This window comes from Bifidobacterium asteroides (assembly GCF_009683175.1).
In the GTDB taxonomy this organism is placed as follows: Bacteria; Actinomycetota; Actinomycetes; order Actinomycetales; family Bifidobacteriaceae; genus Bombiscardovia; species Bombiscardovia asteroides_H.
In genome coordinates this window covers 112,282-128,670 of the sequence record NZ_WKKW01000001.1, presented here as the reverse complement: position 1 = coordinate 128,670, position 16,389 = coordinate 112,282, and the positions used below count along the sequence as shown (strand labels likewise).

The window sequence follows — 16,389 nt, the reverse complement described above, 5'->3', positions numbered from 1 at the left end:
TATCGCAGTGAACCAAATGTATCAAGGTGAAACAATCTCGGGCGTGTTGCATTGATCTACCGCAGGATATGCACCGTCTTCCTGCGGATGAGGGGCTTGTCGGCCGGGCCTTTGACAAAGGGCGGGATCCACTGCCGGCGGCGCAGGGCATGGTTCTTGCCGTAGGGCTGCTCGCGCCAGAAGCCCCGCACGATCCACCGGTGCGAGTACTCGCGGGTCTTCTCGCCCGGCTCGGCCTGCTCGCCCGGCCGGTGCAGGTTCTCCCGCAGGAGCAGCATCTTTACCTGGGGGATCTCCTTCTGCTCGTATCTGGCGGGTACCCGGTCCAGAGGGGTTACCCTGGGGGCGCGGGTTTCGCTGATCGTGGGCTGCAGGCTGAGCGCCCAGGCGGCTTTGAGCACGTCCTCCAGGATGCCCGGCCTGCGGCCATGAGCAAAAGTCACATAGCCGAGGGGCAGGCGCGGATCGCACTCCCTGACATAGGCCGGCTCCCTGCTGAACACCTCGGTGACCAGGGTGGTGCCTGTCTGGCCGATAGGGGTCACCGTCCACTCGATAGCATCGACTCTGCATGAGCGGCTGTCCGGATAATCCTGAAGCCGGAAGGGCAGGCCATCCTGGAAGACCATGAACCCCGTACCGCTGGGCGGCCGCACGTCGGGCAGGTCGCCGGCCTCGGCGGTGTCGGCGGCCAGGGTCGCCATGTCCCGGCTCACCCACCAGATGGGCGAGGACCGCAAGGGCTCACCAATCCGCCATGAGTCGTCCAGAGGCTGCCCGCTCGCGATGGCTGTCCTCCGGCCCAGGTCGTCCTTCCAGTCAGCCAGCTTATCCCTGATCCAGGGCAGCCAGACGGGGGAAAGCGTCGGCTTGCTCTTACGCCTGCTCATCATGCTCCTCATACTGGATGCGAGCCCCGGTCTGACCGGCGATCTGCTTGGCGACCATGCGATGCCAGGCCGGGGGCATGTCGTCCTCGGGCCCCTGGTCCTGCATAGGCACAGACAGGATGTCCTCATGGTCCTGGACTCCCTTGTCGATGCTGGTCTGGGTGAGGACCTCCAGATCATGCATGGCGGCCTCCACCGAGTCGGGGATGGGGAAACGTCCGTTCTCCCAGCGCTGGACGCTCTGCCGGCGCACGCGCATATGCGAGGCGAGCCACTTCACAGTCAGATGGAGCGACTCGCGTGTGCTCTTGAACTCCGCAGGGGTCATGCCAGGACGGCCTCGTGGCGCTCCAGCACCTCGTACAAGTCGACCTCGCGAGCGGCCTCCTCGACCGCCTGCCGGTCGATGCCGGCATCGGCGTCGCAGGTGGCCATGCCGCTGACCGTGACGTTCACCCCCAGGGGGCGGGTGGCCTTGTTCAGCTCGTCCACATAGTCGGGGACAGCCTCGTCCAGGTCGATGTCGTCTGCGACATGGTCGAGCAGATCCTTGAAGCTTCCGGCGGTGGGGTCGATGATGGTCTCGAAGTCTTCTGCGTAGATTGCGGTAGTCATTTTCTTAGCCTTTCTTGCTATTGGCTGGAAGCCTTTGCTTCCTGCTGACATTTATAAATATAGCACAGTGTGGGCACAGTGCAACTCTGGACTCCTCCGGGCGTGTCGAGCTTCTAATCACCATCATCCCGCTACTCCGGCCTATCATCCAGGTATGGCCTATATCCCTGATGATGTCTCACAGATCCCCGACAACCACCCCGGCTATGTGCCCGCCTCAGACTCCGACCGGGAGCGGCTGACCATCCTCCTGCACAAGCGGCTCGACCAGATCATCGACCAGGAGCAACAGGCCGGCATCAGCCGGCAGGACCGCGAGCGCCTGGCCGCCATCCACCAGCAGATCAGAGCAGACCTCGCCGTCATCAGATACGGGGCCACCGAGCGGACCGTCAGGGAGATCGAGCGAAAATACCGGCATATATAAGGAGTGGGCTATTTGCCGGCCCAGCCGATCTGCTCCAGTCCCAGGCTCTCGTCCAGTGTCTCCATGGCCCGCAGGCGCTCGCTGTCGTCGGCGTGACGGTAGTGCTCGACCATGGCATCGGAGGAGTGGCCGACGATTTCCTTGATAAGCTGCGCGTCCACACCCATGGACGCCAGCAGGGTGACCACGCTGTGTCTGGTCTCATGGCCTGAGTGAGTCTCCGGGTGGGGGATGTGCGCCAGCTCCATCAGGCTGCGGAAGTCCACAGTATCCTGCTTGGGATCGATGACGGAACCATCGACGTTGTGGAACAACAAACTATATGGATTCGGTTGTTTGCTAGTGGCTTTTATGTGCTGCTGTAACACTTGGGCCAGTACGGGCACTATGGGGACTCTGCGCCCTGTCAGGCTCTTGGGGTGGGTGAGGCACCAGCGGCCCGAGAGGTGGAGCATGTCAAAGCCGTCAGGGATTCTCCATTTCCAGTCCGGGCAGTTTGCACCTCGTTTCTTTTGGCACGGCCAGCCATCTGGGCCCTTGCTTCCGCACCCGTGGTCTTTCTGGAGTTCCTCCAGCTTCCAGTTGACCTCATAGCTGCCTACCAGGGCCTTTGTTTCCACGGGGACTTGTTCCGTGACTTTGATGGTGCCTTTCTGCGGGTTGCCATCCGCATCCAGGTATTCGCATTCTTTCTCGACTTCGCGGTCCTCGTATGATACGGTTCCGGCCTTGTACAGGCGGAGGTCCGGCTCGCGGGCACCAAGGATCTCCCCTTGGCGCATGCCGGTCAGCAAACGGAACCACATGCGCGCTCCCACTGCTTTGTCGGGCATTGCGGCAGCAGCTCGCAGCATCGATTCCATCTCGGGAACGCTGAAGGCGGTTCTCTCCCGACCAACCTCCTTATATTGGGCATCCTTGCTTTGAGGGATGGGCAGCTTCTCAGCAGGGTTTGACGGGATTATCCTGTCCCTCTTTGCATCCTCAAAGAGGGAGTGGAGAGTCGATCTCAGCTGCTTCTTCAGGCTTAGCCCTGCACTGCCCAATACGCGTCCTTTTCGGTCATGAGCCTTTGCTGTGGCCAATATGTGCGTAACGGTCGATGGCGTGAACTGTGCTAGAGGCTTGTCCTGATAGTCTGCGAGATGATTCCTCAAGACGTTGGTATACATCCTGTAAGTCTTGGGATCCACCATCTCCTTTTTCTTTGCCAGAAAGACGGGGGAGTAGGAGCCCAATGTGGCTTTCTTGTCCACTTCAACCCCGTCGTTCTCCTTGAGCTCCTTGCGCCAGGCACGTACTTTTGCTGTGACAGCGCCGGCAGTGTCTGCAGTGAAGGTCTTCTTGCGCGGGTTCCCGTTAGGCAGGTATCCGACGTATATCTGCTGCTGCCATCTCTGCCTGCTTTTGACGACCGGATTGCCGTCCTTGTCCCGGCTCTTCCAGGTGGACCTGAACTTGTACGGCCTTGCCTCGCCGTTCGCTCGCCGCCTTGCCATCCGTCCTCCTATTTTGTTGGATATATTTAGGACATAGAACTGACCCTCAGTAGTGTATCAGTAACACATTAGTTGTGCTATAACTGTTGATATTCCGCCATTCTTGAGGAGCTGTTCCCAAATCTCCTCTTATTATACAGCTGACTACGGATCAGCAGGTTGCAGGTTCGAATCCTGTCTGGCGCACCACACGGAAGCCCTACAGCCACAAAGGTTGCGGGGCTTTTCCATTACTCGGGAAGTTTGCTTAAAACTTGATTTTGTGTGACATTCGTGTGACAAAGGTTCCCGCAAAGGAAAAGCCCCGCCGGAGTGGGGCTGATCCGTTGGGATCTGGTTACTGATTGAGATGCTGCATAGCGTAAGCCACTTCTTCGGGGGTGAACTTACCTCCGTACGGGCTGGCGAGCTGATGCTGGATTTCTGCTGGGCTCATGTGCATTTTCTGGTAGTCTTTGGCTGCGGCGAGAGCAGTGGCCTTGTAGTCGGCTTTTAGGCTATCTACGGCGTGCTGGGCGACATTGGGCGTGAATTTATCCTCGCTGGTGAGCTCGTAGTAGATGTCCTCCTTGCTCTCGTGTACTGTTTCCAAATAGTCTTTGGCTCTGGCGTAAGCAGCCGCGTTGTCGTCGGCTTGGAGGTTATCTACGGCGTACTGGGCGGCCTCGGGCGTGAATTTATCCTCGCTGGTGAGCTCATCGTAGATGCCCCGCTTGCTCATGTGTATTCTTTTCTGGTAGTGTTTGGCTTCGGCAAGGGCATTGGCGTTGTAGTCGGCTTTGAGATGGTCTACGGCGTACTGGGCGGCCTCGGGCGTGAATTTATCCACGCTCGTAAGCCTATCGTAGATGCCCTGCTTGCTCTTGTACAGAAGCTCAGAGTAGTCTTGCGCCTGAGCCAGAGCCGCCTTGTGATTGTCAGAGTCAGGGTTAGCAGGTTTTTTAGGGGCTTTTATAGTTTTCTTCATCTTGTTCAGTTGCTGTGATATGCCGGCTGTCTCGATCTTGGGGACGCTGATTGGCAACTTGATGTTTGATCCTGCGGTTGCGGCAAAAACAAGAATGGCAACGACTGCGATGACGACCCAGAACCAGACCTGCTTGTAAAACGGCTTTTCCTCCGGCGGCTGCATCCACGGGGGCACGGGTGTCGGCGGGGTCTGTGTGGTCTTTGGAGTCTGGGGGGTCTGTGGGGTCTGTTCAGCGTTGGACATGACTTATCCCTCTTTCTTCATCCTCTATGACTACCAGCAGGCTACCATTTATTCTGTACGATGGTCGTGCCTGTGGGGGGGGGGGGGCAGGTTCGTGCTTTGCAGCGCGTCTGGTTCGAATGGGTATGGGCTGGTAGCACTGGTAGCCCTGGTTGATTTGGAGGCTGACGTCGGGTTCGCAGACGATCCGATGTTCGAGGGGTTGGCGGGCTTCAGCGCGGTTTCGTGCCTTGTACGGCGTTTCAGGCGCAGGCCGTAAACGCTTGTTCTAGTGGCGTCGGTGTGCTGCCAGTGGATGGTCGCCGGTCTTGACTGTGTCCAAGCACATAAGCCGCCTTCTTATTTTCTGAGAGTCGAAGGAAATCCGCAGTCAGAGAGGATAGGGGCTAGGCTTTCCGTCATACGTTGCTCGGCCCTGCGGATGACCACCTTGATGTCCGACACGATATAGTCGCAGATCTCATTGGCAACTGCTACGTCTATCGGAGGCTTTGCATTTAGCCAGTTCGACATTGCGGATCTTGCATGGTCCAGGGCGTCTGCCACCTTGCCTTGGCTGTATCCGTGTGAGGCGTGGAACCCTCAACTCTACATCAATGTATTTCCGTACAAGATCGCTCTGTTGTGAACAGTACCGGTCGTGCAAGCACTAACCTGCTTTTTGGTGAGCAGTAGCTGAATCCAATGCGGGTAGGCTGACCGATGCGTCATCAACCCTTCCGGCTAGTCATACTTAGAAGCACAGCTATATCACGCAAAGAACCACGAGGAAGGTCAATACAGCTCTAAATGGATGCATGTATATCCGCGGACATCTTGTTGATACCTTATTTAAATATTGAATTATGATTATCAGATAATTACTTTTTCTTGTTGGACAAAATTGAACTAAATCTTTTCTACTTAATATCGAAGCATGGTCAATCCCGCAAAGATTCCCGCGCCTATTAGACTAACTGCCGCGAGAATTGCGGTATTCGTAGGACCGACCAAGTCTGATAACCAGCCGGTTAGAGATCCTCCGATTAGATATCCGACCGTACCTACCGCGCCTATAGTGGACATCACAGAAGCTCTATATTCATTGGGGGAGAGAACCTGCTCAAGTAATTCTTCAATTACATTGGCAATTGTATAGAATAAAGAAAATACAAAAAAACTGCAGAAAGCGAAAATCAGAGATTGACCGCTCAATGCAAACGCGCAGAAGGCTATTCCAGAAGCGATGAGGGACATCGACAAACTTTTTATTGCTGATCGGGTATTTGAGGAAAAAGGTGCAGCTAGTGCTGCTCCAATAAGTGCCCCAATGGATCCAATCGTGTTCAAATACCCGTAAACTGAGTTTGGAGCATGTAACACCGTACGGGTGAAAACGACGAGTAAAGTTTCTTGTAGTCCGAGGCCGAACCAAAGTGCGAGAACAACAATGGACAGGGCAGCAAGAAGTCGTTCCTTTTTGATAAGTCCAAAAACATTTTTTAATCGAATGTTGGTTGAAGAAATTATCCTTTTTAACTTAACCCAGAAGGAAATACTATGACTTTCCCGAAAACCATTGTGTGAATCGACAGTTCGCTTCGAATTATGCTCCTCATGTGAATAGCAACCGTCAAGTGAGGCCGCAATTAAGCTACCAAAAGCAGCAACCGCAAATGCAGCGACACCGTTGAAATTGGTGAGCAAACCGGCGAGGGCGCCAGAGGCGATACCTGCAGCATTGATCATGAACGATAAAACAGAATTGAGAACTGACAGTTTTGAATCTGAAACTAATTCAGCAGCTTTTGCATATCGCGCCGGCTTCATAACCGCAGCTATGCTTGTTATAACAAAAGCAAGAATAAATGAAAGAGCAATGTTATGGTTGAATGCGAGCAACAAACAACAAAGAGCTCGTAGCGTTCCGCCCACTGCTAAAACGATTCTGCGATTATATTTGTCAGCTATGCCAGAAAACAGTGGAGCTACAATTAAATTTGGCATAAAGGTAACTAAAAAAAGGGCGCTGACCGCCAACGGAGACGATCCCGAAATATCGTATACATGAATGGTCAGTAAGAGATTAACGATTCCACCGACAAGACTGGTAAAGAAAGCACCAAGAGATAATGTAACCAATGGTTTGTGTCTCAAAACGTCTTTGAGGGCTACGAATGTTGTCGCTGCTTTACTTAACATGTGGCATACATCCTTCGTCTACTGATGGCTCAGTCAGCAGAATGGTTTAAACCTTCAAGGATTTCATCGTGTGGAATTCAAATTCCGTAATAGATAATATTATGCCATCCGTGACTTGTTCATCTTTGATTTCAAAATGGCCAATTTGGGTCTAGTAGAATCCGTGCTTCGGCTCAGTACTGCATTTTATGCTCCACGAGGTTAGGTTCAAGTGCTACGGGGATTGCTTAATTAAATCTTGTCTTCTTGGAAACGACATGCTGCATCTTTGCGGCATTTATATATCAGGTTTCCCATGTTGGTGCTACTGCTCGATATGCGTACAGCCATTAGGTATTCTTCATATATTTGTATTTGTTCGCAATCGGCAACCGCATGAGGGCAGTCAGAACTAAAATCCCGGCGATCCCAAGGGTAGTGATTGCGACATTTCGATCCGCGCTCCAACCTATGATCGGGTTGCAGACCATGCCAATCAAGCTTCCCAACGAGCTCGCAATATTAAGAACGGTAGAGCGCTGATTAGGCGGAATCAAACTATTCGCAACTTTCGAAGTTATGGGCCCTCTTCCATTCATGCCCACTGCGACGAGCAGGAATCCGATCGCTACGACGATGGCGAAGGAACTGCCATGTGCGCGAAATGGGCTGCCCCTATAGTAAAGGCTAAAAAGAGAGCTTTTGATCCTTTGAGGTATACCTCAAGCTTGTCAGAAAGGTAGCTATAAACTGCGGCTCAAATAAGAGCAGCGGACGACAGCAAGCCCCAGTATGACATAGGCAAATTCGTATGCTCATATAAGGGTTGATTTAACGTATAAACAGCGTTGAAAAGCACGTATTAAATCTTATGGGGTATGGAAGTAACGTAGGTGTAGTCGTTTCATAAGGTCAGGAAGGGAATTATGGGGAGACTGCCGTATTTAGCTCAGCTCAAAGATGTTTATTCATTTGGAAGAACAACTACAGCTCGTTCGACATTGCCTATCCTGATAAGAAGAATTATCTTGCAGTCGAATCAAACAATCACTTTTATTAAAATGCCCGGAGAGGAAGATACGGACCTAGGTGGATACGATGGTCAAGTGCGTGCTGGGCAAGGAAACGCATTTGTTCCATCAGGGTACAGTGTATGGGAATTTGGCACATCTCGTGGTATCAAAGCTAAAGCCAATTCTGACTATAACAAGCGTACAAAAAACCCATTAGGCATAAACCAATCCGAAACCACCTTCGTCTTTGTTACCTTGGGGAGATGGGCGGGTGCACAGGCTTGGGCTCGCGAGAAAAACAAAGAGGGAAGATGGAAAGAAGTCCGTGTATATACCGCCGATGACATATTAACAGCGCTTGAGGAAACTCCAACGGTATATTTGTGGTTTTCAGAAATGTGCGGGAAATCGGTTCATGGGTTATCCAGTCTGGAAACTTGGTGGAATGACTACCGAAAACCGTGTGATAATCTACTTACTTCTGAGCTTGTCTTGTGTAATCGATCTAATGAAAGAAGTCTTCTTACGAAGAAACTAAATGAAAGCAAGCCGAGTCAAATAATAATACGGTCTGTCACGATTGAAGATTGTCTTGCATTCGTGGCGGCGACTTTGCTTTCTGATGAGCAAGGAATGCTGTCTAAAGCGGTGGTCGTTAGTGAGGCAAGCGCACTAGAGTATTTAAGACAAGTGTCAGAACATCTAATTGTGCTTTTGTCAGATGCTGCTCTAGTAAGAGAAGCTCAACTACTTACCGGACACCATATAGTTATTGGTGTAAATAAAGTGCAGCAAGTCGCACCAACAATAAATTTGCCTGACATCTCGTATGAAAAAGCCGTAAACTATTTCAAAACAAAAAGTATACCGGATGAAAAACAAGCGGAGTATGCGCGTGCGGCACATAAAAGCTTACCATTGCTGCGTAATAAAATTGCTTTAATACCTCTTCCAGATGAGCTCTTACCGAATTCAAATTCTCCTCATGTAAATCAACTAGTTAGAAGAGCATGGATGCTTGGGCGGTGGGACGGTGCACTGAAAGGGGATGCAGACGTTGTTGCCCGTTTTGTGATAGACCCCAGCGATGAAGAGTTAACTGCTGCGCTACTTAAAGACGCTAATAGTGCTAATCCAGTTTTTTCAATGTTTGGAAGTGTGCGTGCAGTTATTTCACCCGTTGAGAGTGCTGAACGCTTTTTGCAAGCGATAACAAGATCCGATTTGGATGCCTTTCGAGAGGTAGTTTGTTCTGTACTGGAAGAAGTAAATCCCGCCCTTGCACTTCCAGAAGATCAGCGATGGGCGGCAAAAATTTATGGAAAGGAGAGGAAAGAATCTGACGATCTTAGAAAGGGAATTAGTACTACACTTTCCTTGCTAGGTTCCTCGAGTGCGACTGTAAGCGATTTTCCTTCTCTGTCTTTTTCGGATTGGGCGGCCAATGTTGTTTCAGATATACTGCGTTTCGCAAATGACGATTGCACCGGGGGCATATGGATTTCGATAAATGATGTTTTGTCGGAACTTGCTGAGGCGGCACCTGAAGAGTTTCTGGATGAATTGCAAAGAGCAATAAGTCCAAGCGGTGTATTCATGGATAAATTATTCCACGAATCATCTAATTGGTTGGCACCTACCAGCCCGCATATACAAGTGCTTTGGGCTTTGGAACGTCTGGCAATGATTCCCGATTATTTTGGGAGAGCTATGTGGTTACTTGCATTACTTGCTGATCGCGATCCAGGCGGGAAACTCGCTAATCGGCCGTTAAACTCTCTCGCTACTATTCTGCGTGTAGGGTATCCTCAAACAGCTGCGTTATCAGATGAAAGGCATTCGTTCGTTCAAAAAGTCTGCAGAAAGCTACCTGAGGTTGGTAAATCACTAGTTATTGCTCTCATTCCTACGGCAGGAGAAAGCACTTCAACAATTATGCCGTTTGAATTTAGACAATCTGCTTCACCAAGTAAGCCGACCAATAATCAAATCGTTGATGATATTAACGTATATCTTGGCTGTGCTATTGACCTTGCTGAAAGTGATCCATCAATCTGGATCAAGATTATCTCTAAGTTGCCTTATTTGTCTCAAAAGAGCAAAAATACTGTTTTGAATAGGCTTAGTCTAGCTAAGTTGAAACCAACCGATACACGTGATGCGATATGGTTGGAGTTTTATAAACTTATCGGAAAATATCAGTCTTCAGCAAATGTGTCATCGTCTTTATCTCTCGAAGATATCAAATATTTCAAATCGGTCATGAAAGAGTTAGAACCAGTCGATCCTGTTGTTCAAGTAGCCCCGCTATTTACATACGACTGTTTGGTTTACGTCTTGGACAATAATAACCAGTCGATTGATAGAAAGCAGCTTCTAGGAAAAGCCAGAAATGAAGCAATTAGTGAGGTCTTTGAGGAAGGTGGTCTGGAGAGCGTATTGCGACTTGCCAAAAGAGTTGAATGCCCTTGGATCGTTGGAGACGCGTTTGCTTGCCTCGGCCTACAGATACAAGACCACACGATTGCAAGACTCTTAGAAAGCGAGTTTTCCAAAGTATGTTATTTTGCGAGTTCAGCTTTGTATAGGCTAACTAATGGTAAATTAAGCAATCTACTGGAGATAATGCATAGTGATAGTTTGTCCAACACGGTGAAAGCTCGCTTGCTCTTGCTCTCTAATGAATTCGAGGAAGTATGGACATCTCTTGATAGTTATGATAAAGAAGTGGAGATGATATATTGGCTAGAGTTTCCAATTAATCACTTAGGATTCGATTTCATGCTGGCCAACGAAGCAGCAAAACAGCTGGCAAGTCATGGACGAATCGTGGGCGCTCTCAAATTGCTTGCATTGTATCGTGATGCTGGTGCTGTTAAAGTCGATCCGGGCTTAGCGGCTGATCTTATGGAAAAGTTGCTGATATGCCATGATCATGAAAGTGAGACATTATCTAGTTTTGAAATAGAAGTGCTGATAAAACTCCTCCAAGATAGTGAGAGTGTAGAACGTACTCGCCTTGAAAAACTTGAATGGGCCTATTTGCGAGCAATTAATGATGGACGTGTGTGCTTATTTTTACACCGGAAACTCGCTGATAACCCGCGCTATTTTGCTGACATAATCTCTCTCGTCTACCCAGAAACTGCTAATGTTGGAAAACAGCCGAATGTTCCGAAAGAACAGTCGGAAAATGCTTGGCTTCTGCTAAATACTTGGAGAACGATTCCAGGAGCGGTCAATGAGTCAAATGAAATCGTCGAGGAACAACTCAGAGCCTGGATTCAAGAAGCACAAAAGATATTGGGCTCGCGTAACCTAATTAAACAAGGAAACTACTATATCGGGAAAGTACTGGCTCACGCTCCTGCTGATGATGACGGAACATGGCCATGTAAATCAGTATGTAATGTAATAGAAGACTTTCAGTCCACATTTTTAGATAAAGGTTTCAGTACTGAATTGTTCAATAAAAGAGAGGCATTTTTTCGTGGTTTAGAAGAAGGCGGGAAACAAGAGTACGAGCTTGAAGATGAACTCCAAAAATGTGCTAACAGAATTAATGTTCAATGGCCAAATGTGGCTGCGCTGCTAACAAAACAAGCAAGAGAATATCACTCAATGGGATTAAATGAAGATGAGCAAGCTAGAAGGTATAAAGAGGGAATAGATTATTGAGTCTGGTGCTCTGGACTACGGATAATGTGGTTTTGCCTTTGGTAGTTAAGCAGTAAAACTGGTAATAGTCCTACTCCTCGGCATTTTGAGTGGTACATATACGGCCTGAAGGCTTTTATTTTATTCTTGTTCGGTGTATTCCATACAAGTAATGTGCCTGTGCCTTTTGCCATTCAAAAGAGTAAAGAATAAATCAATTAGTGTGTAGAAGCGTATCAAGCAGCTGCCATACAACCGTTTCTTCACTATGCCAGGCTTGCATGCGGCATGTAGTACACGTTTAGGTGATTAAGGTGGGTAAAGGAGAGGCTGGGATCATTGCGGGAGACCAGCAGGATCCAGAAATATTTGATACCAACCCAGGTATGGGCTAGAAAAGCTGTGATCCGATCTCACCAACTTTACTGGTCGAAGATCTTTTCTATCGCGTATTCCACATCTTTAGATGACTTAGAGTTGTGGAATAAGACAGTATGCAAACAAGGTGGGCAAAGTTCAAATGAACAGCATTTGAAGTAATCACCAAAACATACGGCAACGGCATGAGCCTGATTAATGACTCTAAACAAGTCGCCTTTACGATGCAGGAAGGCAAAGTTTTTTGATATTTCGGATGCGCGGGCCGATCCATTGAAGACGAATCTTGTTCCACAGTAGTTTCATGTGGTTTGTCGTCATTGTTTAACTGGTTTTATACCCTAGTAAAGTTGGGGCGTGCTGATTACCATGATGAGAATCTTGAGGCAAATTTGCGAGTTTTACAGTATTAGATGACGTATTTCAGAAAAATACGTCTATTCCGACTGCTTAGAAGAATGTAAGAGAAAACGACAGACAGTTAAAATCACTGTAAAAGATAAATCGAACCATCCCCGCCCATTTCAAAAAGATTCCAAAATAGAGTGCATAACGTAATTGCTGTTTTAGGCTAATTGAACATTACGTCGCTTTATCTGAAATCTGCTGTCTGACTGCGAACGCGTTCTTGGGTAGATTTTTGATAGTGAAGGAACAAGTACTGGCTTTTCCTATTTATCTTCAATGAAGAATATGTCCCATCGCTGCCTAGTGTCCATGTACCAGCAAGTACTATCTTGCTATCTTGATTGTGGAAAATCGTGTCTTTGAATTGGCTATAGATTCTGTAGTCAGGTACTCTAATATTCAACTTATATGGATGTTTTGTTGCGGTTTTCAGGAATATCTTGTGCCCTCTATTCTCAAAAAACCATGATTTTTTGACAGCTTCCACCAGCATCTGTCCGCTTGGGCCATTTGGATGCATGTCTTCGCTGCGCTCGTCAAATAGTATTTCACCAAACTTGGAATTGTTAAATTCCTCATTGGGAAGGTGTTGCTTGCAAAGTGTATAAAGCTCTCGCACAGTTGTTGGCTGTCTGCACGATATGCTGCTGGTTGCTCGTATGTCAATACGTCCACCTTCTGTTTGCCTTGATGGACGATAAGGAACTCTTGTTTCTATTTTTAATATAGCTTTTTTATAGTCGAATTTGGGATCAACATACAGTTCAGCGGTCGTAGCATCACCTGAACTGTAAGGGCAGTATTCAATATGCCGGTGCAGTTTTCGATTTGCTGCAAAGTATCCATTTCTATTGCCATCTGTTTGGCATATGTAGAGATAGGCATCACAGTGCGGATTAGGACAAAAGTACCGTATATTGTGATCCTCAGCCAAGGCTTGCAGAACACTTATATACTGAGTCCGGTCTGAATCCAGATAGGCATGATCAACCATTTGATCTCCTTTAGCTGGCTGCAGCACTCTCTACACTGACGGCGTATGGGGTCACTTCTAGTCAAACCTGCTCCTGCAATTTTATCACCGTGCTGTCTACAGGTACTTGTGTTTAAAATGCAGGACGGTAATCAATGAAAGGCAACTGTGAATCTGTATATGCGTGGAATAGGTCCGAGCTGAGCTTGGTTTATGTTTGAACTGTTATGTGATAGTTTCTGTAAAAGCCGATTGAGCAACAATCTATCTATTTGGTCCTCTGGAAAAGTAGCAGATTTGGATTCTGTAGTCGGGGAAGGCGACAGACGCGATTGCGATCCACAACCTTTGTTTTTGCACCAGTTTCTAACCCTAGAGTAGAAGATATTTTGAGTTAGGCAATAACTGAATTCGATTTCAGCTACTCGTGAGTTTAAGCACGGTAACTTATAGGGTCTTGACTTGTTTATATGGAGCAGACGGCTGCGATGCGGTGAGATTCGTGCCGTTGGGTTCTTCCCTCTTTCGAGGCAAGAACCTAACCTATAAACGTATCAAGAATGTCAAAGGTCAGTCTGTTTGAAGATCCCTCAGTAGTGAATCGGTGTCAGTGATGGTGATGAGCGGTGTGAACAGGGCCATGGTATCGATCGCCAGCTTGTGGTTTTCTGGTGTGGATCCGGCGCAGGCATCTGCTACCAATCGAACGGCGATACCTTGGTCTGCAGCCGCCAAGGCGGTCTGCAACACACAGGCATCGGTGGCGACACCGCACAGGGCTATCTTCTGGGACCCCTTTATTGCCGCTTGCAATTCCGGCCCCCACTTGCCGAAAGTGCTGAGCGAGACAATTGGATGCCCCTTGGCGAGTTCGGCTGTCTCTGGTGTGAGGTCATACATGGGATCGTCGGAGGGGACCTGGAATTCCGGCCATTCGTTCATGTATTCCACCCATACGCCTTTTGGCGGCTGCGGCGCAATGTATCTGGTGTATGCGACGCGGTCGCCGTATGCCTTGGCGAGACGAATGTAGTTCCTGTTGGTCTGATAGTATGCCCCGTCGGAGCAGGCCCAACGGGACCACTCGTTGTGGGCGAATACCTCCTGGCGGTCAATCACCACCAGCCATTCATCATCGTTGATCATGATAATTTCCTTTCCTGTAGTGGGGTGTGGAGCGCATTCCTCTGCGCCCCTTTCGATTTCAGTCGATGCTCTCCTGACGACGGATATCGCTCTTCTGGAAGAGGAGCGTTCCGAGGAATCCGACAGCGAGGGCTACGATGACACCCAGGTTTGCCGCCGCCCAGGTCCCGTCCTTACCTCCGATGGGGCCCAGAAGGTATCCTTGCCAGTTGAGCCAATTGGCGGAGGAGTTCACCACCAATCCCCAGCCAAGGAAGGTGGCGATGGCAAGGATGGCGAAAGCGGTGATGTTCCAGGAACCGTATCGTCCCTCGGATCGATAGAGGTCGGTGGTGTCATAGTCCTTCCGGCGAAGCAGAATGTCGGCTACGAACATGCCTGCCCAGGCGGCCATGGGTACGCCGAGCGTAATCAGGAAGCCTTGGAAGGGGCCGATGAATGTGGAGGAGAAGAAGGTTACATAGACTACTCCGATTACGGTCAGCACGGCGGTGATGGCCGCTGCGAGTGTCCGCGGGAGCTTGATGCCGAAGGAGAGCAGGGCCAGACCATTGGAGTAGTTGTCCATGATGGCCCCGGCTATCAACCCCAGCACCGCAACGATGGTGAATGGAACCAGATACCAAGTAGGCAATATGCTGGCCATGGCTCCGATGGGGTCGTTGCCCACGTTTTCGGCCAGGCCTTTGTTGGAGACGGCTAGGAGCAGGCCGTAGACGATAAGGAAGATGTTGGCGATGGATGCGCTGAAGGTGGTCCAGACAACGATTCCGGTGTTGGAGGCGCTGTGGGGCAGGTATCGCGAGTAGTCCGCTGCGATGTTGACCCATCCCAGGCCAAAGCCTGTCATTACGAAGAAGCAGCAGCCCAGCATGGCTGGCAAGGAACCGGAGTGGGCGGATGAGATGGCGGAGAAATCGATATTGCCCCAGCCGATGATGAAGAAGCCTGCAATTACGATCGCGGTGACGATGGTGATGATCTGTTGGAGGCGCATGATCAGGTCGTAGCCGTAAATGCCGGCAACTACAACCAGCCCGATGATTATCAAGGTAGAGATTATTTTAGGGCTTGCACCTGATCCCCAGCCGAGTTTTTCGATGGTCGAAGATGCTGCCAGTACGGCCGTGGTCGTTAGGGATATCTCCCACCCCAGTGTGGCTATCCAGGACATGGCGGCCGGCACTTTTGCACCTTCCACGCCGAAAATGGCCCGGGTGAGGACCATGGTCGGGGCGTTGCCGCGCTTGCCTGCGATGGAGATGATGCCAACAAGCAGAAATGAGATGACGACACCGGCAATGGTGGTGAATGTGGCCTGCCAGAAGGAGATGCCGAATCCCAGTGCCCAGGCGCCATAGGACATGGCCAGTACTGAGATGTTGGCGGAGAACCAGGGCCAGAAGAGACTTGATGGCTTGCCCTTGCGCTCAGACTCGGCAATGGTGTCGATGCCTTGGGCCTCAACGCTCAGGGCCGAGCTTTTGCTGGTTCCTTCGGTGGCTGCAATGTGCTCATTCATGTTGATTCCTTATATCTTGTGGCGTTCGTTGACGGATTGTCTGACGAACGCCATGCTGGTGTTGGTAAAGTCTCGGATTTTCTGTGATGTGGGCGGGTGGCCGGATCGGCTTTTGTTACAGACAAGGCTGCGGCCGGTTTGGCGTAGGGGTTTGTTTCGGGTCGGGGCACCACTTGGATGGTTTGGTGCAGAGCAACCCATGTATGGCAGTCGCCTGTCTTTTGGTATCCAGAGGGATGTGGAAGGGAATCCAAGGATGTCTCGGACTGGCTGCCCAGACAGAGCTAGTAACCGTAAGGACCGATTTGCACAATCAGAGCCGAGTCAAGGGTTTGGTACAGTTGCGAGCAGGCAGCTGTGCCGTCGTCTTCTGTTTCGCCTGTATCAGCCGGTTATTCCATACCAATTTTCTGCGCGATGATAGGTACTTGACCATGGCTGGAGGACCAGATGGGGGATTAGACCACCGGGGTCTGCAGAGCCGTATC

The 16,389-nt window shown here is 49.9% G+C and carries 11 protein-coding genes; 2 read left to right on the top strand and 9 right to left on the bottom strand.

Annotated elements, in window-relative coordinates; translation table 11 throughout:
- Positions 1-56: 56 nt before the first annotated feature.
- From GKC41_RS00510 to GKC41_RS00500, 3 genes are read right to left on the bottom strand one after another with little or no spacing between them, the layout of a single operon-like run.
- Positions 57-893: a hypothetical protein gene (locus GKC41_RS00510; RefSeq protein ID WP_229281536.1), complete on the bottom strand. Its 837-nt coding sequence runs from the start codon at positions 891-893 to the stop codon at positions 57-59.
- Positions 877-1,218, bottom strand: coding sequence for a helix-turn-helix domain-containing protein (locus GKC41_RS00505; RefSeq protein ID WP_154312464.1), 342 nt, complete (start codon positions 1,216-1,218; stop codon positions 877-879). The genes GKC41_RS00510 and GKC41_RS00505 overlap by 17 nt, the downstream gene beginning before the upstream one ends.
- Complete coding sequence (locus GKC41_RS00500; RefSeq protein WP_154312463.1) at positions 1,215-1,505, bottom strand: hypothetical protein; 291 nt, start codon at positions 1,503-1,505, stop codon at positions 1,215-1,217. The genes GKC41_RS00505 and GKC41_RS00500 overlap by 4 nt, the downstream gene beginning before the upstream one ends.
- Before the next feature lie 154 nt (positions 1,506-1,659).
- On the opposite strand from GKC41_RS00500, the gene GKC41_RS00495 reads away from it, so the two are divergent.
- Positions 1,660-1,932: a hypothetical protein gene (locus GKC41_RS00495; RefSeq protein ID WP_154312462.1), complete on the top strand. Its 273-nt coding sequence runs from the start codon at positions 1,660-1,662 to the stop codon at positions 1,930-1,932.
- Between the two features lie 8 nt (positions 1,933-1,940).
- Here the strand turns inward: GKC41_RS00495 and GKC41_RS00490 are convergent, their stop codons facing one another.
- From GKC41_RS00490 to GKC41_RS00480, 3 genes are all read right to left on the bottom strand, one after another.
- Positions 1,941-3,431, bottom strand: a complete 1,491-nt coding sequence (locus GKC41_RS00490; protein ID WP_154312461.1) for a tyrosine-type recombinase/integrase — start codon at positions 3,429-3,431, stop codon at positions 1,941-1,943.
- A 337-nt stretch (positions 3,432-3,768) separates the two neighbouring features.
- Complete coding sequence (locus GKC41_RS00485; protein ID WP_154312460.1) at positions 3,769-4,644, bottom strand: Ltp family lipoprotein; 876 nt, start codon at positions 4,642-4,644, stop codon at positions 3,769-3,771.
- 903 nt (positions 4,645-5,547) lie between these two features.
- Complete coding sequence (locus GKC41_RS00480; RefSeq protein ID WP_154312459.1) at positions 5,548-6,825, bottom strand: MFS transporter; 1,278 nt, start codon at positions 6,823-6,825, stop codon at positions 5,548-5,550.
- 905 nt (positions 6,826-7,730) lie between these two features.
- On the opposite strand from GKC41_RS00480, the gene GKC41_RS00475 reads away from it, so the two are divergent.
- Positions 7,731-11,495, top strand: a complete 3,765-nt coding sequence (locus GKC41_RS00475; RefSeq protein WP_154312458.1) for a hypothetical protein — start codon at positions 7,731-7,733, stop codon at positions 11,493-11,495.
- Positions 11,496-12,444: 949 nt separating this feature from the next.
- Here GKC41_RS00475 and GKC41_RS00470 read toward each other — a convergent pair.
- From GKC41_RS00470 to GKC41_RS00460, 3 genes are all read right to left on the bottom strand, one after another.
- A complete protein-coding gene (locus GKC41_RS00470; protein ID WP_154312457.1) occupies positions 12,445-13,254 on the bottom strand; it encodes a hypothetical protein in 810 nt (269 codons plus the stop codon).
- 549 nt (positions 13,255-13,803) lie between these two features.
- Positions 13,804-14,379, bottom strand: coding sequence for a cysteine hydrolase (locus tag GKC41_RS00465; RefSeq protein WP_154312456.1), 576 nt, complete (start codon positions 14,377-14,379; stop codon positions 13,804-13,806).
- A 58-nt stretch (positions 14,380-14,437) separates the two neighbouring features.
- On the bottom strand, positions 14,438-15,901 hold the full coding sequence (locus GKC41_RS00460) for a purine-cytosine permease family protein (protein WP_154312455.1): 1,464 nt from the start codon (positions 15,899-15,901) through the stop codon (positions 14,438-14,440).
- Between the last annotated feature and the right edge of the window lie 488 nt (positions 15,902-16,389).